At 64.4% G+C, this 22,856-nt stretch carries 35 protein-coding genes; 5 read left to right on the top strand and 30 right to left on the bottom strand.

Annotated elements, in window-relative coordinates; all coding sequences use genetic code 11:
• Positions 1-61: 61 nt before the first annotated feature.
• From AC5P8J_RS14875 to AC5P8J_RS14800, 16 genes are all read right to left on the bottom strand, one after another.
• Entirely contained in the window at positions 62-469 is a 408-nt protein-coding gene (locus tag AC5P8J_RS14875; protein ID WP_180832873.1) for a hypothetical protein, read from the bottom strand.
• Positions 470-527: 58 nt separating this feature from the next.
• A complete protein-coding gene (locus AC5P8J_RS14870; protein ID WP_495216925.1) occupies positions 528-1,271 on the bottom strand; it encodes a hypothetical protein in 744 nt (247 codons plus the stop codon).
• A gap of 22 nt (positions 1,272-1,293) precedes the next feature.
• The gene (locus AC5P8J_RS14865) at positions 1,294-3,261 is read right to left on the bottom strand and encodes a hypothetical protein (protein ID WP_495216924.1); all 1,968 of its coding nucleotides are present in this window, start codon (positions 3,259-3,261) and stop codon (positions 1,294-1,296) included.
• 2 nt (positions 3,262-3,263) lie between these two features.
• Positions 3,264-3,500, bottom strand: coding sequence for a hypothetical protein (locus AC5P8J_RS14860; RefSeq protein ID WP_238379404.1), 237 nt, complete (start codon positions 3,498-3,500; stop codon positions 3,264-3,266).
• A gap of 56 nt (positions 3,501-3,556) precedes the next feature.
• A complete protein-coding gene (locus tag AC5P8J_RS14855) occupies positions 3,557-3,931 on the bottom strand; it encodes a hypothetical protein (RefSeq protein ID WP_005408966.1) in 375 nt (124 codons plus the stop codon).
• 125 nt (positions 3,932-4,056) lie between these two features.
• Positions 4,057-4,530 (bottom strand): phage tail tube protein, encoded by a 474-nt coding sequence (locus AC5P8J_RS14850; protein WP_021203809.1) that lies wholly within the window; start codon positions 4,528-4,530, stop codon positions 4,057-4,059.
• Between the two features lie 78 nt (positions 4,531-4,608).
• Entirely contained in the window at positions 4,609-4,971 is a 363-nt protein-coding gene (gene gp17, locus AC5P8J_RS14845; protein WP_495216923.1) for a tail completion protein gp17, read from the bottom strand.
• Positions 4,968-5,471 carry an HK97-gp10 family putative phage morphogenesis protein gene (locus AC5P8J_RS14840; RefSeq protein WP_495216922.1) on the bottom strand — a complete coding sequence of 168 codons (504 nt, stop codon included), beginning with the start codon at positions 5,469-5,471 and terminating at the stop codon, positions 4,968-4,970. The genes gp17 and AC5P8J_RS14840 overlap by 4 nt, the downstream gene beginning before the upstream one ends.
• On the bottom strand, positions 5,464-5,799 hold the full coding sequence (locus AC5P8J_RS14835; RefSeq protein ID WP_495216921.1) for a phage head completion protein: 336 nt from the start codon (positions 5,797-5,799) through the stop codon (positions 5,464-5,466). The genes AC5P8J_RS14840 and AC5P8J_RS14835 overlap by 8 nt, the downstream gene beginning before the upstream one ends.
• Positions 5,799-6,101, bottom strand: a complete 303-nt coding sequence (locus AC5P8J_RS14830; RefSeq protein ID WP_495216920.1) for a head-tail connector protein — start codon at positions 6,099-6,101, stop codon at positions 5,799-5,801. The genes AC5P8J_RS14835 and AC5P8J_RS14830 overlap by 1 nt, the downstream gene beginning before the upstream one ends.
• Positions 6,101-6,586 (bottom strand): hypothetical protein, encoded by a 486-nt coding sequence (locus tag AC5P8J_RS14825; protein ID WP_495216918.1) that lies wholly within the window; start codon positions 6,584-6,586, stop codon positions 6,101-6,103. Before AC5P8J_RS14825 ends, AC5P8J_RS14830 begins: the two co-directional genes overlap by 1 nt.
• A gap of 66 nt (positions 6,587-6,652) precedes the next feature.
• A complete protein-coding gene (locus AC5P8J_RS14820) occupies positions 6,653-7,864 on the bottom strand; it encodes a phage major capsid protein (protein WP_495216917.1) in 1,212 nt (403 codons plus the stop codon).
• Positions 7,861-8,508 (bottom strand): HK97 family phage prohead protease, encoded by a 648-nt coding sequence (locus AC5P8J_RS14815; RefSeq protein ID WP_134945719.1) that lies wholly within the window; start codon positions 8,506-8,508, stop codon positions 7,861-7,863. The genes AC5P8J_RS14820 and AC5P8J_RS14815 overlap by 4 nt, the downstream gene beginning before the upstream one ends.
• A complete protein-coding gene (locus AC5P8J_RS14810; RefSeq protein WP_065179721.1) occupies positions 8,501-9,760 on the bottom strand; it encodes a phage portal protein in 1,260 nt (419 codons plus the stop codon). Before AC5P8J_RS14810 ends, AC5P8J_RS14815 begins: the two co-directional genes overlap by 8 nt.
• Positions 9,757-11,664 carry a terminase large subunit gene (locus AC5P8J_RS14805; RefSeq protein ID WP_495216916.1) on the bottom strand — a complete coding sequence of 636 codons (1,908 nt, stop codon included), beginning with the start codon at positions 11,662-11,664 and terminating at the stop codon, positions 9,757-9,759. The genes AC5P8J_RS14810 and AC5P8J_RS14805 overlap by 4 nt, the downstream gene beginning before the upstream one ends.
• A gap of 844 nt (positions 11,665-12,508) precedes the next feature.
• Positions 12,509-12,718: a hypothetical protein gene (locus AC5P8J_RS14800; RefSeq protein ID WP_329839180.1), complete on the bottom strand. Its 210-nt coding sequence runs from the start codon at positions 12,716-12,718 to the stop codon at positions 12,509-12,511.
• Between the two features lie 153 nt (positions 12,719-12,871).
• On the opposite strand from AC5P8J_RS14800, the gene AC5P8J_RS14795 reads away from it, so the two are divergent.
• The gene (locus AC5P8J_RS14795) at positions 12,872-13,093 is read left to right on the top strand and encodes a hypothetical protein (RefSeq protein WP_109813945.1); all 222 of its coding nucleotides are present in this window, start codon (positions 12,872-12,874) and stop codon (positions 13,091-13,093) included.
• Positions 13,094-13,139: 46 nt separating this feature from the next.
• On the opposite strand, the gene AC5P8J_RS14790 is transcribed toward AC5P8J_RS14795, so the two are convergent.
• The 14 genes from AC5P8J_RS14790 to AC5P8J_RS14725 all read right to left on the bottom strand — a co-directional run bounded on the left by AC5P8J_RS14790 (position 13,140) and on the right by AC5P8J_RS14725 (position 19,861).
• Positions 13,140-13,484: a DUF1064 domain-containing protein gene (locus AC5P8J_RS14790; RefSeq protein WP_495216915.1), complete on the bottom strand. Its 345-nt coding sequence runs from the start codon at positions 13,482-13,484 to the stop codon at positions 13,140-13,142.
• Positions 13,481-13,957: a lysis system spanin subunit gene (locus AC5P8J_RS14785; RefSeq protein WP_495216914.1), complete on the bottom strand. Its 477-nt coding sequence runs from the start codon at positions 13,955-13,957 to the stop codon at positions 13,481-13,483. Before AC5P8J_RS14785 ends, AC5P8J_RS14790 begins: the two co-directional genes overlap by 4 nt.
• On the bottom strand, positions 13,954-14,268 hold the full coding sequence (locus AC5P8J_RS14780; protein ID WP_495216912.1) for a hypothetical protein: 315 nt from the start codon (positions 14,266-14,268) through the stop codon (positions 13,954-13,956). The genes AC5P8J_RS14785 and AC5P8J_RS14780 overlap by 4 nt, the downstream gene beginning before the upstream one ends.
• On the bottom strand, positions 14,265-14,753 hold the full coding sequence (locus AC5P8J_RS14775; RefSeq protein ID WP_495216911.1) for a glycoside hydrolase family 24 protein: 489 nt from the start codon (positions 14,751-14,753) through the stop codon (positions 14,265-14,267). Before AC5P8J_RS14775 ends, AC5P8J_RS14780 begins: the two co-directional genes overlap by 4 nt.
• Positions 14,754-14,834: 81 nt before the next feature.
• Positions 14,835-15,125 (bottom strand): hypothetical protein, encoded by a 291-nt coding sequence (locus tag AC5P8J_RS14770; RefSeq protein WP_138969648.1) that lies wholly within the window; start codon positions 15,123-15,125, stop codon positions 14,835-14,837.
• Between the two features lie 212 nt (positions 15,126-15,337).
• Positions 15,338-16,036 (bottom strand): hypothetical protein, encoded by a 699-nt coding sequence (locus AC5P8J_RS14765; protein ID WP_495216910.1) that lies wholly within the window; start codon positions 16,034-16,036, stop codon positions 15,338-15,340.
• A gap of 76 nt (positions 16,037-16,112) precedes the next feature.
• The gene (locus AC5P8J_RS14760; protein ID WP_414487138.1) at positions 16,113-16,316 is read right to left on the bottom strand and encodes a hypothetical protein; all 204 of its coding nucleotides are present in this window, start codon (positions 16,314-16,316) and stop codon (positions 16,113-16,115) included.
• Entirely contained in the window at positions 16,313-16,681 is a 369-nt protein-coding gene (locus AC5P8J_RS14755) for a Ref family recombination enhancement nuclease (protein ID WP_495216909.1), read from the bottom strand. Before AC5P8J_RS14755 ends, AC5P8J_RS14760 begins: the two co-directional genes overlap by 4 nt.
• Positions 16,681-16,878: a hypothetical protein gene (locus AC5P8J_RS14750; protein WP_495216908.1), complete on the bottom strand. Its 198-nt coding sequence runs from the start codon at positions 16,876-16,878 to the stop codon at positions 16,681-16,683. Before AC5P8J_RS14750 ends, AC5P8J_RS14755 begins: the two co-directional genes overlap by 1 nt.
• Positions 16,875-17,537, bottom strand: a complete 663-nt coding sequence (locus tag AC5P8J_RS14745; protein WP_495216907.1) for a hypothetical protein — start codon at positions 17,535-17,537, stop codon at positions 16,875-16,877. Before AC5P8J_RS14745 ends, AC5P8J_RS14750 begins: the two co-directional genes overlap by 4 nt.
• Positions 17,527-18,420, bottom strand: a complete 894-nt coding sequence (locus AC5P8J_RS14740; RefSeq protein ID WP_495216906.1) for a helix-turn-helix domain-containing protein — start codon at positions 18,418-18,420, stop codon at positions 17,527-17,529. The genes AC5P8J_RS14745 and AC5P8J_RS14740 overlap by 11 nt, the downstream gene beginning before the upstream one ends.
• Before the next feature lies 1 nt (position 18,421).
• The gene (locus AC5P8J_RS14735) at positions 18,422-18,733 is read right to left on the bottom strand and encodes a winged helix-turn-helix domain-containing protein (RefSeq protein ID WP_495216905.1); all 312 of its coding nucleotides are present in this window, start codon (positions 18,731-18,733) and stop codon (positions 18,422-18,424) included.
• Complete coding sequence (locus AC5P8J_RS14730) at positions 18,730-19,260, bottom strand: phage regulatory CII family protein (protein ID WP_495216904.1); 531 nt, start codon at positions 19,258-19,260, stop codon at positions 18,730-18,732. Before AC5P8J_RS14730 ends, AC5P8J_RS14735 begins: the two co-directional genes overlap by 4 nt.
• Positions 19,261-19,369: 109 nt before the next feature.
• Positions 19,370-19,861: a transcriptional regulator gene (locus tag AC5P8J_RS14725; RefSeq protein ID WP_495216903.1), complete on the bottom strand. Its 492-nt coding sequence runs from the start codon at positions 19,859-19,861 to the stop codon at positions 19,370-19,372.
• Positions 19,862-19,943: 82 nt separating this feature from the next.
• On the opposite strand from AC5P8J_RS14725, the gene AC5P8J_RS14720 reads away from it, so the two are divergent.
• From AC5P8J_RS14720 to AC5P8J_RS14705, 4 genes are all read left to right on the top strand, one after another.
• Positions 19,944-20,606: a LexA family transcriptional regulator gene (locus tag AC5P8J_RS14720; protein WP_279914494.1), complete on the top strand. Its 663-nt coding sequence runs from the start codon at positions 19,944-19,946 to the stop codon at positions 20,604-20,606.
• Positions 20,607-21,647: 1,041 nt separating this feature from the next.
• Positions 21,648-21,839 carry a hypothetical protein gene (locus AC5P8J_RS14715; protein ID WP_227853586.1) on the top strand — a complete coding sequence of 64 codons (192 nt, stop codon included), beginning with the start codon at positions 21,648-21,650 and terminating at the stop codon, positions 21,837-21,839.
• Complete coding sequence (locus AC5P8J_RS14710) at positions 21,836-22,051, top strand: hypothetical protein (protein ID WP_495216902.1); 216 nt, start codon at positions 21,836-21,838, stop codon at positions 22,049-22,051. Before AC5P8J_RS14715 ends, AC5P8J_RS14710 begins: the two co-directional genes overlap by 4 nt.
• Complete coding sequence (locus AC5P8J_RS14705) at positions 22,048-22,761, top strand: hypothetical protein (RefSeq protein ID WP_495216901.1); 714 nt, start codon at positions 22,048-22,050, stop codon at positions 22,759-22,761. Before AC5P8J_RS14710 ends, AC5P8J_RS14705 begins: the two co-directional genes overlap by 4 nt.
• Positions 22,762-22,856: the final 95 nt, after the last annotated feature.

Here is a 22,856-nt window from a genome sequence, read left to right as displayed (position 1 = left end):
TTTCCCAATAAAAAGCCCCGCAATGCGGGGCTCTTTGAAGTCAGATTGAGGTCAGTTCAGGTCAAGGGATCGAGTACTGGTCTCCCTCCAAGAGGCCGTAGACGACACCAGTTCGCTGGTTGATGAACCTAATGCGGGCGATCCACTTTTCAGAGGAACCAGCGCCGTAGTTGGATAAGCATCGAGCGTTGAACTGTTGGGTGCTGAAATTCATAGCAGCCCAGCGCTCATCGACCAAAACGTCTGCTCCACTCGAATCAACCCGCCCAGGTCTGGCTTCGCCGGACGATTCAAGCGACTCGACGGCCTGCACGCAGGCCGCAGATACCGCTGCTGCCTCGGGCACAAGCTTTGACGCTCCTTCACGGCTCTCCGTTGGCGAACTACCGCTGATGACAAGCCACATAGCTGCAGCTCCAAGAACAACAACCCCTATTACAGCGAGCGCGACTCTCTGCCCGGAATCCATGGTCACAGCCTCCTCAAGTGGATGCGCTACAGCATAGTGCCAACTACCGCTGCAACCATCAGGCCGGAACTTCTTCAAACTCCATGTATCCCGAGAAGTATTGCCGGGTGATGTTCTCGGCACTGGGCAACTGGGTCGGGAAGCCGTAGAGGGCGGTCCGCGCCGCCAATGCTGGATCGAACGCCTTGGTCACAATATCCCGGTACTGGGGCACGACACAGGCGCGCCGTCGGCCCGCCAGTTCGGCCCCGATCATCTCCCAGTCCATCCCTCCGAGGCCGTTCCCGCGCACAACCGGCGTGGACCGGCCGGACAGCGTGCAGGTCAGCCTCCGATACAACGGCCCCGGCACAGTGTTGACCTGGCCTCCCTTCGTTCGCGTGTGGGCGCTCGTGTCGATCACGGCCACAGCCCACCCGTCGCTAATCCCCACCTCGACTGCCCGGAAGATCGCAATCTCGCCCACGTCCACGTTGGTGGCGGTGGTGGCAATCTCCACGGACACCACCGAGACCAGGGCGCTGGCCTGCGGGAACAGCCAAGCGCAGACGCTGCCGTCAGGCAGACGCACCGTGGTCCCGGTGGCTCCGGCGGCGCTGACTTGCACGCCGGGCGGAATGTTCAGGCCGAGAATCGCGATGATCCCCGGGACCACAGCGTCGGCGAGGGTGATGGTGATAGCCAGCGAACTGGTGCGGCGGATCCGCGACGCCCTGCCAGGCTTTCCGTCGAAGAGCGCCGAGCCCTGGTCCGCACTCAACCACGTGCCACCGGTGAGGGTCACCGTCGCGACTGCCGGCATGCCATATCCAATCAACACGTCATCATCCCCACACCGTCAGCACCACGTCCCCCGTGGCAGGATTGCGCTCTACACGGCGCACCAGCACCGGCTTGCCGTCGTCGAGACCGTAACGTCCGTAGGTGATCCGGCCGATCTGCCCCGGCAGCGGCGCCAAGTCCTGATCACCACGCACCGCCAGCTGGTAGAAGTGGCGCTGCACCCGGTACAGGCCGAGGACGCGATCAATCTCCTGCTGCGCGTCGGCCGCATGCCAGAACAAGGAGATCACCGGGTCAGCCGCCTCTGCCCGCTGGTAGTGGGCGTGCAGCGGACCAGCGCCATAGACCTGCCCCCGGTAGAGGCCGGTCAGCTCATCGCGCCGGGATTGCGGCACGTCGACAACGTCGGTGACCAGGTCCGATGCGCCCAGCGCCTGGCCGTTGGGACGGTAGGCCATGCGTCGAGTCAGGTTCGGAGCATCATCGGGCACCATGACCAGGTCAGCGTCCAGATCATCCTCCGACAGATCGAAGGCGAACGCGCCGACATAGTTCTCGGGCGCGGTCACGCGGGCGAAGCGCAGCACCCCGGATGGATCCTGGTAGCAGCCGGCGCCGTAGCTGGGTAGGAGCGCATTCAGCGCAGCGCGGCCGGTGATGGCTGTTCCTGCGTAGTAGCCGATGCCCATATACCCCGTGGCTTGGTCGATACTCGCACAGTCGCTGGCTGACCACGCCGCTCGCCCCAACCTGGCCATCACGTCCGCCACCGCCTGCTCCAACCGCGCCGGCAGCATGCCCGCTCCGATGCTGGAGGCGTCCGCCACCACCGGCGTTACCGGCGGCGATTTCATCAGCAGCTGCTGCCCATCCGGCGCTTGGCTGTAGGTTCCTGCCTCCATCAGGTCGCCGCGGTCCATCACGGCATCCACGTAGACCCGCCCGTCAGCAACGAACATCGAGGTCGCATCCGCGTTGGCGCCCATTGCCGGGACGCTGGCCACTGCCCCGATCACTACCGGCTGCGGCTTCCAAGCCAGCGAAGGGACGTTCGGCAGGAACACGCCCCGGTTGATGGTTTCATCCAGGTAGTCGTGCGCGTCACGCAGGTGCAGCGTCTTGGTGCCGTCGTCGTTGATCTCGATCTGCTCGATCGCGCAACGGAAGGCCGGGACCGCGTCGGCCCGCATCCCATTTTCGGGCGCCAGCAGGATCTGCACCGAGCTGCCAGAGGCACCAGTGCCCGCCATCCCGTCCAGCAAACCCTCCGCATCGAGCACGACGCACTCGGCGGCCGCGGCCTGGGACACCGGGTCACCACCCCACGGCCAGAACGCCAGCTCTTGGATCAGGTTGACGCCCTCGGCCACCACCCCCTCGTAGCGAACGTTCGCCGGGCTATCGCCGGGCGCAGACAGCCAGTCCACGTCGGCCAGCCGGGTCGGGCTGACGGATGCAGCGGGCAACCGCCAGCCAGCGGCCGCCGCCTCGCTTCGCGGCCCCCACTGCCCTGCGTTGACCGCGAGGCACAGCCCGCCCGCCTTGGTTGCGGCCAGTGACGCGGCGAAGAACAGCGGCCCAGACAGCTGCAGCTCGCGCACCAGGATCTGCGCGCCGTTGAGGTAGAGCCGCAGCTGGCGAGGGGTCGAGAACACGACCTGCAGCCCGACAATGTCGCCGTGGGTCACCGCCGGCAGGCCAGTGGCGATCGCTCCTCCAGCCTGCAGCAGGCGCCCGCCGGCGAGGTCCCAGCCGATGCTGGCGAGATCCGCACCCAGCGCCTTGTTCAGCGCTGCCGAGCCCGTGGCGAAGCCTACGAGGGCTGCAAGGGCGTCATCACCCCACACCGCAAACTCCACGCCCACCGTCCCGGCATCAAGGCCGAAGTCGGAGCGCGCGTGGCTGGCCAGCGTGGTGGCGCCGGTGGTGGCCAGGGTAAGCCCGCCATCTCGCGCAGCGAGTAACGGGCCAATGGGCGTGGCGGCGAACCGCCCGAAAGTGTCGGTCATGGCTATCCCAGTCGATCGAACCAGTCCTGTGCCTCGTCCTCCTCGGAACGTGGAACAAGCGTGTCCAGGTACTCCTGAAAGGAGCGCTTGGTGCCGCCTTGGCTGTGTGAGGCAGTGATGTATGCGGCGAAGGCAGCGGGCTTGATGTGCAGGCTTACAGGGTCGATGGGGTTCCGCTTGTGGAACTCCCACCATTCCAGGAACTCCCGGCGCGACATGCTCGCCTGCAGCTCCGCCACCGTGCGATGCAGGTGGCCGGCGAGGACCTTCCAGAACCAGTCCTCGCCGCGCTGCCTTAGCCGTTTCCCGCGTCAGCCTGGGCTTGCGCAGCATCCTCGCCGAAGCCGGAATGCTTCATGGCCACGCGCTGCAGCTCAGCGGCAACCAGTGGTTTGAGCTGGGCGGCCTGCTCCACGTTCATTACCGGCTTGCCGTCCTCGTCGCAGATGGTCGCTGCGATCAGCTTGGCGCGGTCGCCTTCACCCCACAGCTTGCGGAACTCCGCATCCGGCAGCTCGCGGACATGGAACTGCGCCTTGGCTCCGTTGGGCAGGGTGATCGTGTCGGCGTGCACGTCCTTGGACGCGAACATGCCCAGGTTGGTGAACGACTGCAGGACGCTCAGGGGCTGCTGCGGCTGGGTTTGGGGGGTGTCGTTGGTCTTGCTCATTGGCCGTTTCCTTGAATGGCGACAGGGCGCGCGGGCCGCGCACGGCTAACACGCGGAGGATCCGCGCGCCCTGTCAGAGAGATGGCCCGCCGGAGCGGGCCTGGGTGGGCGCCGTTGGCGCGGCCTTACGGCGTCGGGCGGTGCGTGGTGACGGCGCCGGAGCCGCGGATGGTGATCGTCGCCTTCCAGACGTCGTTGTCCTGGCTGGTCACCGCGAAGTTCTGCACGAAGCCGTCGAACTGCTTGGACAGCACGGTGTCCGGCGGGGTGATCTTGCCGGCAACGGCGGTCGGCTTGGCCACGCCTTCGGTTTCCGACAGCGGCGCGGTCACCAGCCAGTTCACGACGGCACCGGTCTCATGCAGCTCTTCCAGCTTCTCGTGGTCGACGCTGTCGTAGATGATCTCGATGCTGGTGCTGCCGGTCTGCTTGCGCCCGGCGACGAATTGGTCCCAGTCGTCGTCGTAGTCGGAGATATCGATCTCCGATGCCTGGCCATCGGGGAAGCCGACCGAACGCAGGCGGGTCACCTTGATGACCTCGGCCGCGCCGATGGCGACGAACAGCTGGGAGTGCTTCGACTTGATTACCTGTCCCATAGGGATTTCCTTGTGTTGCGCCCGTCGCCGGGCATGAAAAAGGCCCCTCGCGGGGCCAGTGGGTTGCCGTTGTGTGGATCAGCGCAGTTGCAGGAGCCGCACGTCGAATGAAATGCCTACCGAATCCGTGCCGTCGCTGTCGGGCGTCGGGTTGTACGACTCGATGCTGCCCACGCGCTCCACCACGTCGCGGATAGCGACGCCAACGGCGTTGGCTTGGCTGAGGTCCTCGCCCCATACGGTCATGCGGACCCGCCAGCCGTCAGCCGGCGGCGGTTCGGACAGCATCGCCGTTGGCGATCCGTTAACCACCTCCCACGTCGCGTAAGGGAGCGGCGTATTCTGGGGCGCACTACCCAGGAATAGGCGGACAGGGTCGCCGAGCGCCTGCCGGACGGCCGCATCGTTTTCCAGCAGGGATTGGATCAAAGGAACCATCATCGCCAGCCATCCTTTTTTAGCTGCTTGTCGAGCGCCGCCCAGGTCTCATTGATGATCACCTGTGCCGCTTCCGGTCCTTTCGTCTCACCGGCGGGTGTGAGGAAGGGAGACGCCCGCATGTTCTTGGTCCCGAACTCCAGGAACCGCCAGTAATAAGCCCACCCAGACTCCTCGTAGACCTTCCCAAAGCGGCCACGGCGCCGGTTGCGCTTCGTGTTGGCGTACTTGCGGCGGCGACCCGTCTTAACGCCTACGGTGAAGTACTCGCCGCCTTGGCCTACACCTGCGCGCTGTCGGCTCTTGGAGTTGGCCCGGCGGGTGACGATCTGAGACGCCATGAAGCCCGTTGCTTTCGGCGCCCGGCGTCTGGCATCGTCCCGAATGACATTGCCGCCCTTGCGCATGCCAGCCTGGACCGCCCTGCTCTGGATGGCCTTGGGGACCTCCCGCAGCGAGCGCAACAGGCCATCCAGCCCGTGAATTGACACTTGCTCAGCCATTGCCCAACCCCGCTACGGCGATGATCGCCATCTCACTACCGTCGTTGCTCGGTGCAATGCTCTTGATCGCATAAGGCTTGCCCCGCTCGACAATGCGCCAAGTGGGCTCGACATGTCGCGGGAGCATGTCCCACCGGACCTGCTCGCGGTATCGCTCCGCCCCCGCTGCGACCGCCTCGGCCGTCGCGCTGAGTTGATTCGTCTTCTTTGCCCACGCCTCGGCGACGAACTGCCATTCCTTCTTGCGCGCCCCGCCTAGCGGATCGCGGACGTCGACCACGCGCTCGAAGCGGATCAGGTGACGGCGCTGGCCTGCTGAAGTAGCCATCAGAATCGCTTCCTGTACCAAAGAAGTCGTGACACCCCGAGGGCAATCTCCGAGGTCAGCTCACCCAGGGCACTGCGGTTCTCCGCCCAGCTACCGACCATCAATAGAACTGCCTGGTGCACGTCCGCCGTGAGTGCCATCTCTTCTTCGCTGGACGGCTCACCCTCAACCAGACGGCGATCACAGTGCATCTGCACGTGCACGAGGGCCGCGTCGATGTACGTCTGCAGGAGCGCGTCGCTGACCTCATCGACAATGCGGCACTGTTCGCGCACGAGCGCGAGGTCGAGGGTGATTGCCATTACTCGTGATCCTTGTTCTGGGCTTCGGCCAGCACCGCTGCCAGGCGATCAGCTTTCCATCGGCGGTCGAACTCGACGCCGGCGGCCTCGAGCTGCTGGATCAGGAGCGCCTTCTTGTCGGCGCCGCTCTGGTCGGAATTGGTCGGAGTACCTGCGGCGGACTCGGGAGCGCCTGACGGCGCTGCAGCACCGTCAGGCGCACCAGCACCGGTGACCTGCGCTCCCGCGGTGCCTGTCGCTTCGTCGGTACTCGTGGATCCAACCGCGCCGTCGCCCTCGCCCGCCTTCAGTTCGCTGGGCTTGGCCGGCTTCGTCTCCTGGGGTACGGCACCTTCGTGGACCTGTACCACCAAGCCCTTGCCAACCAGCGCGTGTCCGTATTCCGGATCCACGTCGTCGAACACGTCGCCAGCCTTCACATCGGCGGACTCGGCGTTGAGCTTCGGGGCGTCGCCGCGGAAGCCCCATTGAGCTTTGATCTTCATGTTCCTGCTCCGTATCGAAAGAGAGAGGCCGGCGCGTGGCCGGCCTCGTTAGGGATCAGCTCGCTATCACGCCTGAGGCTTGAAGCGGCCCTTCACGAATGCCTCGACCCGGCGCTTGGCCAGGCCCAGGCGCTCTTCGACCAGCAGCACGCGCTGGTTCTTCACGAAGTCGTCGTTGATCAGGCCGACTTTGAACAGGAAGCTCATGCGGTCGTAGATCGTGGCGCCGCGCTGGAAGTTGGCGACCAGGAACTCGCCACCGGTGGTGGTGCCGTCGCCTTCGTCCATGCTGTCCGAGGCGACCACCGGCCGGCCCCACAGGATCGGGGTCACGAAGCCCTGCAGGTTGGCGAACAGGTAGCGGTTCTGGCTGTCCTTCTCCAGCTCGATGTTCATCCAGTCCAGCTCGGTCATCACCGTGGCGTCGGCCGACAGCTTCGACTGCTTGCGCACCTGGTAGATCGCGCGACGGACAGTGTCGATCGAGGTGTCGCTCGCCTTCGACAGGTCGTCATCGAACACCGTGGCGTCAGTCATCAGGCCGGGCAGGTTGTTGCCCAGGCCGTCGCCCTTCAGGATCTGGGCTTCTTCTTCCAGCTTCAGGTCGTAGCGCAGCAGCTGCTGCAGGTAGCCGTACATCTGCGGCACGTCGTCCAGTGCCTCGTCGGTGACCGGAATCCAGACGGCCAGCTTCTTCACCAGGTCGGTCTTCTGCTCGAAGGTGACGTTGCTCTGCGGCTTGGCCGTGCCTTCGCCGACCGGCCCGGCGCCGCGGGTGTGCAGCTTCTCGCGGAAGTAGGTGTAGCTCTGGCCAGTGACGGAGATCGACGGGATCAGGTCGCGGATGCGCAGCTCCTGGCGGATGCCCGGCTGGATCGTCGGGTCGAAGTTCGGCACGACGATGCCTGCGCTGGTGACCGCCTTGGTCTCCTGCATGGACGCCAGATCGTCCTTCTTGACCTCGATCTCGGCAGCCGACTTCTCACGGCCCTGCAGCGCCTTGTACTCGTCGTTGCCCTTGATGAAGTCGATGAAGCCCTTCTTCGTGCCGGGCTGATTGCCCAGGCCAATGCCCTTCTCTTCCAGCTTCAGCACCTTGTCGACGACCTTCTGGATCTCGTCGGTGGCGGACTGGATCTGCTTCTTCAGGTCAGTGGTGACCTGGTTGCCCTTCTGGATCTCTTCGGAGGCGGCGTCGTACTTCTTCTGCAGGCCGGCGAAGCCGTCCTTCAGCTGCTTTTCCAGACCCTCACGGATATCGCTGATGTTCTCGCTCATTGGTTCATACCTTTGAAAATGGATTCGATGGATGTGCCGAGTTGCTTCAGCTGCTTCACGGTCTCCGTGTCCCCAATGCCACCGTCACGGTGGATCGCGGGAAAGCCGAGCGAGGCGACGGCCGCCGCCTCTTTCTGGGACAGCCCCATGCGTTCGCGCAGGGCCGATTCGAAGGCGCGAACGTCGGACTTGACGCTCATCACCTGTGCTTCGGGGTTCATACCGAACGGGACGACCGACGCCTCCCACAGTTCGGCCTTCTTGATGACGCGCACGCGCCGCCCCTCGCGGTTCTCGATCGCGTCCTCCAACGTGTTGAAGCCGACTGACATTTCGTCCAAGGTGCCGGCCTTCATCAGCTCGTAGGCGTCCTTGGCGTAGCTGACGTTGAGGTTGACCTTGCCCTTCAAGTGCAGGCCGTTGCCGTCCTGTTTGAACTCGGCATCGCCGATCAGCCGTGTCAGGTTGTGGTACAGCGCCAGGCGTAGTCGGCCAGTCCGAGTCGTCTTCACCTTGACGAAGGCACCCGGGAGGATCAGGTCCTCGCCGAGATCCACGTTGTTGAACACCGAGGCATAGCCCTCGAAGTTGCCGGCATCGTCTGCCGCCTTGACCTCGAACGGGCAGGAATACTTGCTAAGCATTGGCGGGATCTCCCGTTGGGTCGTCGTTACTGGAATCGGGCTTGTTGCTGGTCCACCGTGTGACCTGGTTGTATTGCTCGCCTTCCAGCACAGGCAGGTTCTCCTTCACCCGAACCTCATTGATCGTCATCCAGCCAGAGCCGCCGGAGCCGCCAAGCGCCGTCTTGTAGTAGGTAGAACGGGCGCCGCTGTCGGCCCGCAGGAGGCCCTCCACGACAGCCTCCACGAACATGTCGCCATCAGCGAACAACTTGTCGTTGATCTCGCTCTCGATGGCATCGAGGTAAGGCTTCAGGCCGAAGGTGACGAAGCCGCTGGTTTGCTGCTCCAGATTGGAGCCCAGCACCGACGTGGAGCGAGCGCGGTTCGTCAGGTACAGCGGAACGCCCCAGATGCCAGCGAGCGCCTCTTCCTGGAACTGCTGCGATTCGATGAACTGGCTGTCTTTCTGGGTCAGTCCGGCCGGCGTGATCGTCGGCCCGCCCTGCAGGATTGCCATCTTGCCGAGGTCGTCCACATCGCCCTGGCGGATATCCGGCAGCTTCGCCTTGATTTGCGCCTGCTGCTCCTTTGTCAGGAAGCCGGGATAGATGATGTATCCGCCAGTGAAGCCCCCCTTGCGCATGAAGCGCGCTGACCAGTCCTGCGCAGCGCGCGCCAAGCCGATGGTTTCCGCTTGGTACTCGACTGGCGACAAGCCAGCGATGCCGTCTGGACTGAACAGCTTGAAGTGCAGCATGTTCTGTGGCGAGACCGGCGTTTCGCTGCCGTTGATCGTCGCCCAGTAGATCAGGCCGTCGTCGGTGTCGATGCGGACGCTATCCACCGGCACGGGAATCAGGCCGATCCATCCACCATCGTCGTCACGTTGGATGATGGCGAAGGCATTGCCGCGCAGCGCCATGTTCACTACGACCGCCTTGATCAGGTCCAGCCACTTGATGAACGGATTCGGCTTACTCAGCAGGCGAAGCAGACGGCGCCTCTGTGGGCTGCTCCCCCTGACCAACTGGCGGAGGCCGCCCGCGTCCTCATACAGCTTCCAAGGCAGCCCCGCGGCGGACTCGGACAGCACCTTCACGCACGACCAGACGATGCTGACTGTCAGCGCCTTCTTGGGCGTCACCCGAACGCCCGCCTTGGTGCCTCGGCCACCGGTTGATAGGTCGACCTCCACGTAGTTGCCGGTGGCGGGGTCGTCGTATCCAAAGAACCGCCAGCTCAGCGGGTTGTACCAGCGAAAGGTAGTCATCCGATCAGTCCAAAGAAGCCGTTTTCCAGGTAGTCGTCTATGCCGCCGGCATCCGGTGGCATGGCGTGTGCCGCGCCGATGGCCATGCAAAGGGCCACCGCGGCGTCGATCTTGTTTGCCGACCTGACCTTCGACAGCCAGCTGTTGCCCCAGCGGTCCGATTCGATGACGGCGGACATGATTGCGGAGACCAGAACCGGGTTGCGGCGCAGGCGCAGGCGCCCTTCCAGCAGCGCCTCTTCCAGCAGGCGCAGCGATCCGGGCATCCACATGCCTTCAGGTATTGGCTGTCCCGACTGCTCGGCGGCTTCCACCGCCGCTTCCAGTGGCTTGCCCTTCTTGCAGCCACCTTGCGGGTGCTCGGCGAAGGTCACAGACAATCCAATGTCGTTAACCTCTTCCTCGAACCGGCGGAACGCGTAGCGGTCGTACGCGACCAACTGCACGTCATAACGGTTGTCGTACTCGGCCATGACCTGGGCCACGTGCCGGAAGTTAATCGCCTGCCCTTGAGGCGCGTGCAGGTGTCCACCGTTGACCCACGTGCGATAGGGCAGCTTGTCCTGCAATTGCCGCTGATCCAGCGTGTCGCCGGGCGTCCAAGCCTCGATCCAGGCGTCGAACGTCGGCTTCTCGATGATCAGCTTCTCGCCCTCGACCTCGACCTCCACCGGTACAGTGCCGGTCTCCACGACCGCAGCCATCGCGGTGATATCGCGAACCTGCGACAGGTCGAGGCCCAGATAGACCTTGCGCCCCTCATGCATGCGCGGGTCGAAGTCGGCCAGCGCCGGTTCCAGCGTTGGGCGCGTCATCCAGGCGGTCTCCGCATCGGTCCACACGCAGAAGTGCAGACGAAGAATGCCGTTCAGTGACCCAGGGATCGCTTTGGCTTGCGCCACCACGTCCGCCAGGTACTGCTCGGTGATAGTTACCCCCAGCAGGGGATTGGCCTTTGCCCAGCAGCTCGGGTCCTCAAGCGGGTCGTCCCCGTCGTCCAGGCTGCACACGTAGCTGAAGGTGCGGTCATCGATCACGTCGCCGACGAAGGTCGGATCGTTCACCGCCTCGGTATGGCCGGCGGCGACCTTGACGGCATGCTCATGCTCCTCCCAACACACCGAGGTCCGGTCGCTGCCCGAGTTGGTGATCATGAAGAGCAGCGGCTCGCGGCGGAACTTGAAGCCGCGCTCCAGCATTTCGATGATTCGCCGGTCGGGAAGCTCGTGCACCTCATCGACCAGCACGAAGAACGGTCGAGGACCGGAGCCGGTACGGCCGGTATCGCGCGACACCGGCCGGAAGAAGCTCGCGCTGGCGTGGTGCGCCATGCTGAACTCCCGACCCTCACCGCCAGCGAACTCGATGCGCTTGGCCAGGAGCGGCGATTTCTTGACCATCTTCACCGCGTCGGCGAACAGGATGCCGGCCTGGTCCTTCTTCGCCGCCGCCGAGTAGATCTGTGCGCCCGCCTCGCCTGCGGCCGTCATCCCCAGCAGGCCCAGCCCACCGGCCAGCGGGCTCTTTCCGTTGCCCTTTCCCTGCTCGATGTACGCGCGGCGGAACCTGCGAAGCCCGTCGGCGCCCTTCCAGCCGAAGAGCGAGCCGATGATGAACGCCTGCGAGGGGTGCAGTTCGAACTTCCGCCCCTCGAACTGCCCCTCGGAGAGCATCAGGACGTTCTCGAAGTAGCGGAACGCGTACTCGGCAGCCTCGTGGTCAAAGTAAAGGCCCCGTTCGGGGCCTTCGATCAAGTCCTGCAGGTGGCGCCGGCAGGCGTTTCGGACATGGGGGCCGGCAACGATCCGGCCAGCCACCACATCCAGCGCATACGCCTTAGTGCGGTCGGCCGGAGCTGGGGCCACCGAAGAATTCTTCGCCCTGGTCGTCTTCGTCACCTCCATGCGAGACCTTCGATTCATCCACAGGTGTGGCGCCCAGCTTTGAAAGGATCGAGCTGAGCGCCTGGGTTGCTGACACGCCGAATTCGGCTTTCGGGTCATCCATCCGAGCCGTCCAGAGGCAGGCAAGGCGGAGCAGTACTCGGTGGCTCGCGTTGAGCCAGGGCATTTCCGTCGCGAATTCCTTCCATGCCCGTTTCTCCGCCGCAGTCATGGCCTTGTACGGCTCGCCCAAGCTTCGTGTGCCCGCCGGCTTCTTCCGGCCAGCGTGCCGGCCGGGATTCTTGATGGCGGCGCCGCTTGTCGCAGCCTTTGCGACGGGCAATCGGGGCCTTGGCATGAATTCCTCGGGAAAATGCGGGATTTCTTGACTGGGAGTGCCCGTTCGAGGGTCGTCCCGTGAATTGTGGATACGCGTGTTTGGGGTGGCGCTCGGTCTAGGAGCCGGCCATCGCCATAAATTCGCCCCCCACTACCCCGTTGGCGTGGAACGATGGACCGTGGAACCGTCAGTGACCGATCGGCCAACCGTCGGTGTCACACCCACGGACCTGCGCAGCGCCTCGCTCGAGTCGGGCTTGGTCACTGCTATGGCAGTTGGCACATTGGCTGTCGAAGGGGCCTGTCCAGAACATTTCCTCTGTCTCGCCGGCAGGGTGGCCGTTGGTGTGGTTGCACACCGTGGCGACCGTGACGTGGCCTCTGGCCTTGCACCTGCTGCACAGCGGCTCACGCTCCAACTGCGCCTTGCGCGTGCGTTGCCAGCGCGCGGTGCCATACAGGTGTGCGAAGGCGCTGCCGCCTGTCTGCCGGGTCCTGCCGCGTCGCGGGGTCGGGCCTGCCGCCATCAGTAGGGCTTCCCGTCCAAGTCGACTCGCTCGGACTCGGCACCTTCGTCGTGCACCGGTGCGCCGGCCTCCTCGCCCAGCAGCTGCGCGACAGCCTGCACCAGCAGTCCGACGTGCATCGCGAGTTCGGCGATATGCCGTCCCTGCTCCACGATGGCAGCGTGCTGCTGTTCGGCCAGAGCAAGCAGGCGATCAATTCGTCCGTCCATTGCATTACCTCTTAAGAGCTGCGCCCCTTATCGGCCAGGGATATCCCTACGGTCGATTCAGACTTTTCCTATTGCCGGCAACGTTCTTGACTGACAGTTTCTTCATGCTCAGCGTCGCTGAGCATCCATTTGCCATTACCAATAGGAGTGATCATGAAGATCCACAGTGTCCTGTTTGGTTGTATCGCTGCCGCTACCGGGCTTGGCGCGACGATGGGCGTAGTTCCTCAGGCGCAAGCGGCGTCATACAGCACGAGCTGCTATCCGACGGGAGGCGGCTGGTACTCCTGCACGCAGAAGTTCTGCCATGAGGGTCAATGCGTGGTAACCGATAGCTGGAGCGAGTTCAGGAAGGAAGCAATCGTCTTCGACTGACTGTCTGGCGCAGGGGCTTCGGCCCCTGCTCTTTACTGCGCTGCAACTAGAACTCCTCCACTGCCCAGCCGCCGCCATCCCGCTTGGGCTTGGCCTTCACCGCGATGAAGCGGAATGGGTACATGGCCGCGGCAATCTTGATCGTGGCCCTGGCATCGTCCTGCCAGTGCCCTTTCACCTCGTGGCACTCCATGACACCGTCGGCAGCCATGACGGCAAAGTCCGGCGTGTAGAAGGTGTTGTCTGCCAGCCGCAGCTTCAGGCCCTCGAACCGGTGCCATTGGACCTCGCCCGCAGCCTGCAGAGCGCGCAGCCGTTCGGCATACGCAGCCTCGGTCTTGTTCATCTCGCCGGTCTTCAGCCGACCCAGCGCGAGCACTCGGCGGTTCATTGCGTCACCGGTTGCCGGTCAGCCACGATCACTTCTTGGCTGGCGCGGACGTGGTCGTCGGCGTCCCGGCCGATTTGAACAGCAGCTCCCGCAACCTCTGCTCGTAGTTCGGCGTGCGCATCACGTTCGACGGTGCCGGCGACGGCTTGGGACAGGAGGCTGGTGCTACAGGTGGCGAGGTCGTCGCGCAACTGGAGACGACCAGCGCGCAGGTCAGCCACAACAGCAGCGGGGACGGTCTCGGCCGCAGCGCGGTCTTCTTCATGCTTCGCTCCAATGGCGGCCAGTGTCTCGGCCTGGGCATGCTCGGTGGCACGGGCCTGGTTGACCTGCGCGGCGACCGCCTCGGCGTCGGCGGCGCGCTGGGTGGCCTCCCTGCCATCTGCCCGATCACTGCGCCAGGTCCAGCCAACGCCGACCATGGCACCGGACCACAGGATGAAGGCAGCGCCTGCGATGGCTAAGCGGTTCACTCTGATCCTCCTGCCCTGATCGTGTCGCTGTCCGGATCGAACGGCGGTGGCTCCAGCCCCGCCGCACGCATCAGCCCTTCAAGGCGGTAGATGTGGCGAATGAGTCGAAGCTCCCTGGCTTCCATGCGGCCAACCCGTTCGCCCAGCCGGGTCACTTCCTCGCGCATCAGCTGGATCACGTTGACCTCGGCCCCTTCCCTCGCTGTCTCTACGAACTGCTTGCGCCACCACAGCGCTACGCCGCCGGCACCCAACATCAGGCCGCCAACTGCCGTGCCAATGGCCTGCCAGTCCACGTCGACCCCGATCATGGCGCCACCGTCCCGCCGGCCTTGCGGTACACAGCCAGCAAGTCGGCAAGCTCCTGTTCGTGCTGGTCGTAGCCTGCGCCGGGCAGGCTCGCCCAGATGTTGCTGACCGCCTTGATTGCCTCCGGGATCTTGCCCGCCTGGATCAGCGGCAGCGCGCGACGCTCCCGGATCTGCTGCAGCGCGATCAGGTCCTGGCTCAGGGGAGTGAAGTCCTTCAGGCCAAGCGTCTTCTTATAGGCGTCGTAGTAGCGGCGCAGCAGCTGGTAGCGGCCTGCCGCAGTGGACTGGATCTTGAGCTTCGGAAGGTCCACCAGCACGCGCGGATGGTCGGCGTAGCTCTTGAACAATTGCCCGCCGACGATCACGTCGTAGCCACGGTCTTTGGTCGGCTGCTTGCCGTTGTCAGTCCCTTCGGACCACGCCAGCATGTCGAGGAAGGCAACAACGTTCTTGCCACCCCCTTGCAGTGCGCTGATCTGAGCCATGGAATTCCCCCAATAAAAAGCCCCGGCAATGCCGGGGCGGAGATAGGTCTACGGGCTTGGCAATTAGCCAGGCTGAAGCAACTACTCTTCTTCTTCCGCGAAGGCCTTTGGATCCAACTTCCGCGCAACCGCATACAGCTGCTGCTTCGGGAAGTTGCCAACCGAAGGCACCTGATTTTCGCGAAGGGTCTCTTCGACACCCGTCACGTCGTGCTCTGCATGGTCGGCGGCGGCGAAGCGCTCAGCCGCCACGCTCAATGCATCCCCCTGGAACCCGCCAAGCTTCATGGCTGCGGCATGCAGAGCAATCTGCTGCCGGTTGCTTCTCTCTACCTTTGCCGCCTCGCGCGCAAGGTGAACATCGCTACCCATTCCGAACTCCCTCTTCTGAAGACGGCGAAATGCCGTCCCTCACAGATTGGGGCGTACGGTGGGACAACAAGGGCGTTTCAGAAGAGAATCAATCGCCTTACCGGCGCAAATCAAGCACTTACGACTTGGCGCCCCAAGCCCCGGCTGGGCCGGGGCTTGCGATTGGATGTTGGCAAGATTGCCGTCTTTTTCGATGACCTAGGAAGTCATCGCTATGCCGCCTGCGTGAGTGCCTTGCTGAACTGCCTTGCAGCGCGCGCCTCGGCAGCGCGGAAGTTGAAGAGCATCCACTCATAGACCGGTCGCCAGAACCGGCTGTAGGCGGACCAGTCGGCACCGATGGCGGCCGCACGCTTCCGCCCGCTGAGCGGATCGAAACCACTCCCACTGCAGCTGTCGCAGTTCACGATTCCCGCAATCACCGGGTCCAAGAGGACCTTCTTACCTCCGCAGCGGGAACACTCGTACGCCCCGGCCATCTCTTCGATCACCGCCCCGGCCAGTACTCCAAGTTGCTCCATGGTGTTGTTCGGCCAAGCTGCCGCCCGTGCAACTTCCAGCGCCTGCTCGGCACGCCGCAGTTCACGTCGCTGCACATCCGTCACCGTGCCCCCTCCCCAGCCCATGCTGGCCTTGGCGATGCCAAACTCCGTGCGGGCATCGGCAAGCTCGTGCATCTGGCGGGTGAACTCCGGCGCGACCAAGCCAACGACGGCTTGGCGCAACTGCTCACGTCGACGCTGGCCGCTCTCGGGCCACCACAGGGCCTGCAGCAGCTCATGCCCCAATCCGTGGGGAACATATGCCAACGCTGCGACGATCTCCTGGGTGGAGGGGCCACCGGCGGTCCCGTCAAAGCTCATTGTTTTTGGGCCAGTCCGGCTGGACAGCAGTTCGCGGGCATTGTTCATTTGCATGTGCCTTCCCCTTGTTGGTTTGCTCGTGCAGCGCGCGATCGCGCCTGGTGGTCGTTCGGTGCAGCACCGGTCACGCCGCGCGGTCCCAGCTGGCCGTGAGGCGCTGCACCTGGCCTCCACGTGCCTTGAACTCCTCCACCGTCTCGGCTGGGCCACGGAAGACGGTTCCTGCCTTCACCCGCTTGGGTCGGGAAACCGTGTTGTGGTCCATCCGCCGCTCGCGGGGCGCACGCTGGGGGTTGATCCTCGGCGCCATGGCCTTCGTCTTCTTCATCCTGTCGCCCTCAGTTCGTTGATGTAGGTCTGATTTGCAATCAGCTCGTCGTCGGAGCCGTACGTCTCGTGGAACGTCCGCGAGCCATCCATCAGGCTCGGGCCGTAGATCTGGCGCATCGTCGCGAAGGTGTTCCCCTCCATCGGGTAGCGCATGTGGTGCCACTTGCAGAGCGCGTAGCCGAACATGTGACCGCGCCGCAGGTTTCCGCTCTTGGCGTGGTTGTAGTCGCAGCCGTACACCACCAGCTCCGGCTCCAGCAGGTCCTGCATCTGCAGCGCCAGGCAGGCCATACATGGACCGGTCTTCGCCAATTCGATGCGCGCTGCCTCGGCTCTCGTCGGCGGCGGTGCGTTCGACCACATCAGCGCAGCTCCGGGATCGGACCGGCATAGCGGGTGATCGGGATCTGGCGCATGCCATCGCGCCACACCGTCATTCCGCGCGACGCGTACATCACCAGCGGCTTCACCCCGTAGCCGTAGGCGAGATAACAGCCAGCCTCCGCCACCGGCTCACTGACCAGGCGCACTTCAACGTCGAAGTGATCGGGGCCTCTCATGCCGCTTTGCCTCCCAGCAGTTCCGCGATCTCTGCCAGGTGTGCGCGGGTCCGGGCGTCGGCGGTCGGCGATGCCTCCACCGTGCCGGCCAGCAGCGCCACCGGATTGAATGCCGGCGTGGGCGGCGGCAACGCGAGGTGTTCCGCGACGTGCTCGTGCGTCAACTGCCCGGCAGCCACGGCCTGCTGCAGCACGCCATCCCGGCCAGACAGGTCAGCGCCGAGGGACAGCTGGTAAGAGGCCATGCGGTGTGCAGCGCGCGCTTCCTTCACCAACCGGGCGTAAACCTCTAGGAACGCAGATCGGGCCGCGATCTTGTCGCCCGCCTGCACCAGCGGCAGCGCCGCCGCCCACGCATCGCGGGTCTGCTCAGTCCACACCACGGTCGCGCCTTCGTCGGCGGCGCGGATCGCGTTGGCCCATGCCTCGTTCGGTGCCGGGTGGCCGTCCTCGATGCGTTCAAGGATCGCGGCCAACGACAGCCGCGCCTTCAGCTCCCGGCGGCACGTCGCCAGCGCGCGCTCCAGCATCGGCAGCGGGTACTGCGCCAAGTCCGAGACCATGAACACGGCGGCGCCGGGGCTAATCCGGTCGCCGATTACCTCGGCCGTTGCCACCAGCAGCTCGACAAGACGCTCCTGGTCGAAGTCACTGAGCATGGCCGCTCCCCTTGATCTTCCGCAGCAGCTCCTTAGCCTCTTCCGCCGCGTTAGCGTTCGACTGCGTCTGGTCCTGCTGCTGGGCGCTGGCCTGCGTCATCTGGCGGCCGGTGGCCCACTGCGTGCGGTATGCCTCGCACTTCGCCAGCAGCGCGCCCAGGTCGTGCATGTTCTGCACCACGTAGCGCTCGTTGACGGTCAGGAACCACGCGGCCACCAGCGGCGCCTCGCTGTGGCCGAGCCGCTGCACGATCTGCCGGACGTTGCTGTTCACCTTTGCGTTGCGGACCGGTGCCACACCGTGGCGGGTGCGGTAAGCGGTGGCGTATGCCGCCCAGGTCGCGCGGCACGCGGCCTGCAGGTCGGTTTCGGAATCCAACGCCAGCGGCGCGGCCGGCAGGCCCGCCGGAAATGACGGTTCTCCTGACGGTTCATTGAGGGTTATATGACGGTTAGGCGGCACGGGGCGCACCCCTAGACCTGCGCCCGGTGCATCCCCCCCTGCACGGGGCGCATCCCCTCCTGCAGCGGGCGCACCCCCTGCATGGGGCGCAGCCCCTGCGCCCGGTGCAGTACCTGCTTTTCCAGACTTGCGGCCAGCCTTCGACGGCGCGGCGGCCTTGTCGAAGTTGGCGGGGTTTACCTTGTAAACCGTGCTGCTGTTGAAACGGCGGTCACGGGTGAGCAGGCCAACGGCCTCCAGATGATCCATTGCCGTGCGCACAGCGCGCGCCGACATGCAGCAGCGCGCGGCGATGGTGCCCACCGCCGGCCAGCACACGCCTTCGTCGTTCGCCTGATCAGCCAGCGAGATCAGCACAGCCTTCTGCGTGACGCTCAGGCCCTGCAGCGGCCAGCACTGCGACATGATGATGGTCGACATGTCAGAGCCCCAGCGTCATGTTTTCGCCCGGCGCTACCGGCCACCAGGTGCAGGCGCTGCGACCCGACACGGAACAGGGCTTCTTCGGGCCGCGCCAAACTCGTCCGGTTTCTGCCAGCTCGGGGAGACGACGCGCCAGCACATAGCGGCACAAGCTGGTTGCCTGGGCCAGCTCAAGGCTGGTCAGGCCAGGATGGCGCTTCACTGCAGACGCCGCTGCGGCCTGCTGGTCACCCTGCAAGCCGGATTGAACGACGTACCGGGCGGCCTCGTGACTGGTGCTGAGGTCGGTTGCGCGGGCCGGATGGTTCATCGACGCGCCCTCCCCTTTGCTGCAGCGCGCGACACGTTGCGGATCAGCCGGTGCGCCATCGTGATCAGCGAATTGGCCTCTTCCACCATCAGCTTGGCCTCGTCGCTGTCGATGTGGTGATCGGCCATCGCCTCCACAGCCGTGCCGGACAAGCGCCCGACCCGCGTAGTGATTTCCAGCAGCTTGGTCTGGATGGCCCCGATCTCGTCCGACCAGCCGCCCTCCGGCGGCGGTGGGACGGTGGCCACCGCCATGCCGAACTGCCCGGCCAGCGCCTGCATCCAGTCCAGGGCGTAATCGCTGCCCCCTGCCTTCTCCTGCATCCACTCGGTCAGCAGTTCGGCAATCTCCATCGTTACAGACTCACCCTCCAGCCCGCGCAGCTTCGCGCGCAGCGTTTCCGGATGCATGGATTTGCCGCGGCGGTCGGCCAGGAAAGCGGCCGCGTCCACGACACCCCCCGGCGTCTTGCGCACGGAGTTGTAGAGAACGTCGAGCCAGTTGAGAGCGGATGTGCGGCAGGTCATGGGTCACCTTGGGGAAGGCTGTGTTTCAAGGTTTCGGGTTGGGCCCGGGTGGCGCACGATGGGCGCCATGGAGATCAACAAGTCAGGGACGACTGCCAGGGACGGCCTTTCAAGCGGTGTCGACCGGGGCGATGCGATTCGCGTCGGGATCCTCGTTCGCGGGCTCAGCAGCGGCCCGTGCCTCAACACCGAGCAGGCGCTGGATCTGCGGCAGCGCGGGCAGGACGCCCTCTTCCGGCCACGCCTCTACCTCTTCCACGGGCAGCTGCAGCAGGATGGCCAGGTGCTTGTCGCTATCCATACCGAGCTTGGCACGCAGCGCGCGCTTGCTCATCCGGCTGTCCACCTCGCTGCCGATCTGCTCGGCCACGGTCGGCCGGTGCTCGGCCCTCTCAGAAGCTGCGTCCGGCCCGAACACGTCGGGGCGAAGCTCGTGGCGGGAAACGCCGGTGGCCTTCTCGATAGCAAGAACGTGCCGTGGGGGAACCGGCCTGTTGCCGTTGACCCACTGGTTCACCGCCTGGGGCGATACCCCAAGAAGGCGTGCCAATCCGGCTTGGCCGGTTCCCGCTTTCTCTACGGCAGCAGCGATATGGTTCATGCGGCCATCTTAAGCGTCGCTTTAGTTAAAGGTCAAGCGATGCTTTCTTACAAAGCGGGGTGCCTCGTTGGACAATCAAGCGATGCTTGACAACTCCGCCATGGCGGCCGCCATTCGCTCGGCCATCGAAGAGTCCAAACTCACTCAGAAGGGGATTGCAGATTCCTTTGGGGTGACCGAGCAGGCGGTGTCAGGATGGCTGAGAACCGGCAAGGTCGATAAACGGAAGTTGCCTAAGCTGGCCCAGTTGACTGGCAAGCCTCTATCCCACTTCGGGATGGGCGAAGCGGCCGCACCCGTCTCCGGTCCTGCGACCGTGCATAGCTATGTTCGCGTCCAGCAGCTGGATGGAGATGCCGACATGGGGGACGGGGCAGTAAACGAGGATTTTCCCGACATCGTTCGCGCAATGGACTTTGCGCCCACATACATACGGTCCGTAGTTGGCTTCGTACCACCGCCCGGACGGTTGGTTCTGGTGACCGGTCGCGGCGATTCGATGATCCCTGTGATCAACCCGGGCGAATCCTTGATGGTAGACACAGGCGTCACGGCATTCGACGGCGACGGAATCTACTTGCTGAACACCGGCAACGGCCAGCAGGTTAAAGCCCTACAGGATCGAGGTGACGCTGTGTATGTAGTTAGCGCAAATGCGGGGTTGTATCCCGCGTTTCCAATGCCACCGAACACTGTCATTGGCGGCAAGGTGTACCTGCGCAATCGGATTGATCGTTTCAACTGACGGATCAGAACAGGGGGATATTGTGGCGCTTATCGCGTGCGAGGAGTGTGGGCGGCAGATCAGTGATCAAGCCGAGGCGTGTCCCAACTGCGGCCACCCAAACAGGCCCAAAGCGGTGGCCACTGCGGCTCCAACAGCCAATCTGTCAAGCAGTCGATGGGCCACCGGATGGGCCATAGCTGTGTTCATTGGTGCACTAGTAGTTCTGGTCGCCATGTGTTCGCCGCGTGTCGATCACACGGCCAGCAGTCCCGGGCAACCATCAGGGACCGCTCCCGCCGAGACCGATGAGCAGAGGAGAGCGCGCCTATTTTCGGAAATGAACGACGCTAGCCGTTACGCCGAAGCCCGCCTTCTAACGGCAAGGGAACTTGTAGCCTCATTCCCGGACTCGTCTGAGGGTGTAGCAGCTTCGCAGGCGATTCCGCAGCTGGAAGAAGACGTGCGGAAGGCAAATCTGGGAAAACAATGGGCCTATCGCTCCTCTGAGGATCCCATGACCGGCAAGCCATGGACCACGGCGGAAGTGACGAGCAGCAACACCCACGAGTTCGATCGACCATATTCCCAGCCGCAACATGCGACGCTCACCATTCGAAAGCACCCCCAACATGGGAGTGACGTGATCCTGAGTATCGAGCGCGGTCAGCTGCTATGCAGAAGCTATTCCGGATGCAGGGTTCTGGTCCGGTTTGACAATGAGAAGCCGCGGACCTACCAGGCTACCGGTCCGAGCGACAACTCGACAACGCTCCTGTTCATCCTCGGGTACGCTGACTTCGTCCGGAGAATGGGGTCTGCAGACCTTGTAAGGATTCAAGCTGAGGTCTACCAAGAAGGTTCACCCGCTTGGGAATTCGACGTGTCGGGATACGATCCCTCCAAACTCAAGTGACCTTTCCGAAAAGAGCCCGGCCCTCGCCCAGGGCTCTTTTTTTACCGCCAACCTAAAGCGTCGCTTGACTTGGACTAAAGCATCGCTTTACTATCTCCGAGCCGCCCATGAAGCCCCACCCCGGGGCCGGCGCAGGAGATCAAGCAATGGCAACCCTGTCCCTCGGCGTCAGCAAGGCGCCACCTACCGTAGTCGCTATGCCCGCTGTAGGCATGGTCGCCATCAAGGTCGGCGCTGCCAGCCTTTACATTGAACTGGAAGAGGCCGATCACCTCTCGGTGGAGATCCAGCACGCCGCACATCAGCTGCGCGGCGAAAGCCAGGACGCCGCCCCATGAGCGTCGCCCTCGTCAACCACTCCAACGCTCAGCGCGCGGCTGCCGCCGCCGGCATCGTCGCCCGCGCCGGGCGCCGCTGGGGCCTCCTCCCCTACCAGGTAGTCATCGCCGCCAGCATCGCCGCCAATGCCGTCCTGCGGCACGGGCAGAGCGCTGCAGGTGCCGTGGCCGCCGTGCGTAGTGCAGCGCGCGCACAGGCAGGTGCTGCATGAGGGCCAAGGTGGACAACCAATCCAAGGCGCTCGCGCGCTTCCGTGTGGACACCGCCCAGCACCAGATGGAGGTGCTACAGAACAACGGGCTGCACCGGCACCTGAAGTTCAGCAATGCCGGGAGCAGCGTGTATCGCTTCGACATCGTCACCTGGCCGGGATACCTGACCATCAGCGGCGACATGGGCACGTCGGTGTTCAGGCGCATGCCCGACATGCTGGAGTTCTTCCGCAATGACCAGCGCAGAGAAGATGCTCCGGACGTTCTCCGCATCAATCCCGGCTACTGGGCAGAGAAGTGCGTGGCCAACGATGGCGAGGGGAAGAAGTTCGATGAAAACCTGTTCGAGCAGGTCGTACGGGAGCACTTCGACCACTACATGGCCGAGCAGGACGACGAGGCGGTGGGCTTCGCTGCGGCGCGTGACGCGCTCTGGGATCACCTGAAAGCTGAGGTGGTGGACGGAGCCGATGACACAGCCAGTGCTCTGGAGCGCTGGGCCGGTTTCAAGGTCGGTGAAGACAACACCAGCTACTGCACCGACATGGTGGATCCCGATAGGTACGCGGGTTGGTTCGAGGACTTCCGGGTTCAGGACGCCTGGGAATGGTCCAGCTCCGTCGAGGATTACACCTTCCACTTCTACTGGCGCCTCTACGCGATTGCTTACGCCGTCCGGGCGTACGACAGCCGGAGCATGCCGGCATGACCGACCGCGACTTCTTCAACGCCATGGCCGTCGGCATCCCGCCCATCACCCCGCCCGTCAGCCCGGCGCCGGCGCCGGCCGAGCCCACTGCCGAA

Source organism: Stenotrophomonas sp. YJH_SMC_37, from assembly GCF_059370035.1.
This window is presented reverse-complemented; position numbering and strand designations above follow the sequence as displayed.

Coding starts and splice junctions, on each gene's coding strand:
- AC5P8J_RS14875 (WP_180832873.1), bottom strand. CDS start 469: ATGGATTCCGGGCAGAGAGTCGCGCTCGCTGTAATAGGGGTTGTTGTT.
- AC5P8J_RS14870 (WP_495216925.1), bottom strand. CDS start 1,271: ATGCCGGCAGTCGCGACGGTGACCCTCACCGGTGGCACGTGGTTGAGT.
- AC5P8J_RS14865 (WP_495216924.1), bottom strand. CDS start 3,261: ATGACCGACACTTTCGGGCGGTTCGCCGCCACGCCCATTGGCCCGTTA.
- AC5P8J_RS14855 (WP_005408966.1), bottom strand. CDS start 3,931: ATGAGCAAGACCAACGACACCCCCCAAACCCAGCCGCAGCAGCCCCTG.
- AC5P8J_RS14850 (WP_021203809.1), bottom strand. CDS start 4,530: ATGGGACAGGTAATCAAGTCGAAGCACTCCCAGCTGTTCGTCGCCATC.
- gp17 (WP_495216923.1), bottom strand. CDS start 4,971: ATGATGGTTCCTTTGATCCAATCCCTGCTGGAAAACGATGCGGCCGTC.
- AC5P8J_RS14840 (WP_495216922.1), bottom strand. CDS start 5,471: ATGGCTGAGCAAGTGTCAATTCACGGGCTGGATGGCCTGTTGCGCTCG.
- AC5P8J_RS14835 (WP_495216921.1), bottom strand. CDS start 5,799: ATGGCTACTTCAGCAGGCCAGCGCCGTCACCTGATCCGCTTCGAGCGC.
- AC5P8J_RS14830 (WP_495216920.1), bottom strand. CDS start 6,101: ATGGCAATCACCCTCGACCTCGCGCTCGTGCGCGAACAGTGCCGCATT.
- AC5P8J_RS14825 (WP_495216918.1), bottom strand. CDS start 6,586: ATGAAGATCAAAGCTCAATGGGGCTTCCGCGGCGACGCCCCGAAGCTC.
- AC5P8J_RS14820 (WP_495216917.1), bottom strand. CDS start 7,864: ATGAGCGAGAACATCAGCGATATCCGTGAGGGTCTGGAAAAGCAGCTG.
- AC5P8J_RS14815 (WP_134945719.1), bottom strand. CDS start 8,508: ATGCTTAGCAAGTATTCCTGCCCGTTCGAGGTCAAGGCGGCAGACGAT.
- AC5P8J_RS14810 (WP_065179721.1), bottom strand. CDS start 9,760: ATGACTACCTTTCGCTGGTACAACCCGCTGAGCTGGCGGTTCTTTGGA.
- AC5P8J_RS14805 (WP_495216916.1), bottom strand. CDS start 11,664: ATGGAGGTGACGAAGACGACCAGGGCGAAGAATTCTTCGGTGGCCCCA.
- AC5P8J_RS14800 (WP_329839180.1), bottom strand. CDS start 12,718: ATGGACGGACGAATTGATCGCCTGCTTGCTCTGGCCGAACAGCAGCAC.
- AC5P8J_RS14795 (WP_109813945.1), top strand. CDS start 12,872: ATGAAGATCCACAGTGTCCTGTTTGGTTGTATCGCTGCCGCTACCGGG.
- AC5P8J_RS14790 (WP_495216915.1), bottom strand. CDS start 13,484: ATGAACCGCCGAGTGCTCGCGCTGGGTCGGCTGAAGACCGGCGAGATG.
- AC5P8J_RS14780 (WP_495216912.1), bottom strand. CDS start 14,268: ATGATCGGGGTCGACGTGGACTGGCAGGCCATTGGCACGGCAGTTGGC.
- AC5P8J_RS14775 (WP_495216911.1), bottom strand. CDS start 14,753: ATGGCTCAGATCAGCGCACTGCAAGGGGGTGGCAAGAACGTTGTTGCC.
- AC5P8J_RS14770 (WP_138969648.1), bottom strand. CDS start 15,125: ATGGGTAGCGATGTTCACCTTGCGCGCGAGGCGGCAAAGGTAGAGAGA.
- AC5P8J_RS14765 (WP_495216910.1), bottom strand. CDS start 16,036: ATGAACAATGCCCGCGAACTGCTGTCCAGCCGGACTGGCCCAAAAACA.
- AC5P8J_RS14760 (WP_414487138.1), bottom strand. CDS start 16,316: ATGAAGAAGACGAAGGCCATGGCGCCGAGGATCAACCCCCAGCGTGCG.
- AC5P8J_RS14755 (WP_495216909.1), bottom strand. CDS start 16,681: ATGTGGTCGAACGCACCGCCGCCGACGAGAGCCGAGGCAGCGCGCATC.
- AC5P8J_RS14750 (WP_495216908.1), bottom strand. CDS start 16,878: ATGAGAGGCCCCGATCACTTCGACGTTGAAGTGCGCCTGGTCAGTGAG.
- AC5P8J_RS14745 (WP_495216907.1), bottom strand. CDS start 17,537: ATGCTCAGTGACTTCGACCAGGAGCGTCTTGTCGAGCTGCTGGTGGCA.
- AC5P8J_RS14740 (WP_495216906.1), bottom strand. CDS start 18,420: ATGTCGACCATCATCATGTCGCAGTGCTGGCCGCTGCAGGGCCTGAGC.
- AC5P8J_RS14735 (WP_495216905.1), bottom strand. CDS start 18,733: ATGAACCATCCGGCCCGCGCAACCGACCTCAGCACCAGTCACGAGGCC.
- AC5P8J_RS14730 (WP_495216904.1), bottom strand. CDS start 19,260: ATGACCTGCCGCACATCCGCTCTCAACTGGCTCGACGTTCTCTACAAC.
- AC5P8J_RS14725 (WP_495216903.1), bottom strand. CDS start 19,861: ATGAACCATATCGCTGCTGCCGTAGAGAAAGCGGGAACCGGCCAAGCC.
- AC5P8J_RS14720 (WP_279914494.1), top strand. CDS start 19,944: ATGCTTGACAACTCCGCCATGGCGGCCGCCATTCGCTCGGCCATCGAA.
- AC5P8J_RS14715 (WP_227853586.1), top strand. CDS start 21,648: ATGGCAACCCTGTCCCTCGGCGTCAGCAAGGCGCCACCTACCGTAGTC.
- AC5P8J_RS14710 (WP_495216902.1), top strand. CDS start 21,836: ATGAGCGTCGCCCTCGTCAACCACTCCAACGCTCAGCGCGCGGCTGCC.
- AC5P8J_RS14705 (WP_495216901.1), top strand. CDS start 22,048: ATGAGGGCCAAGGTGGACAACCAATCCAAGGCGCTCGCGCGCTTCCGT.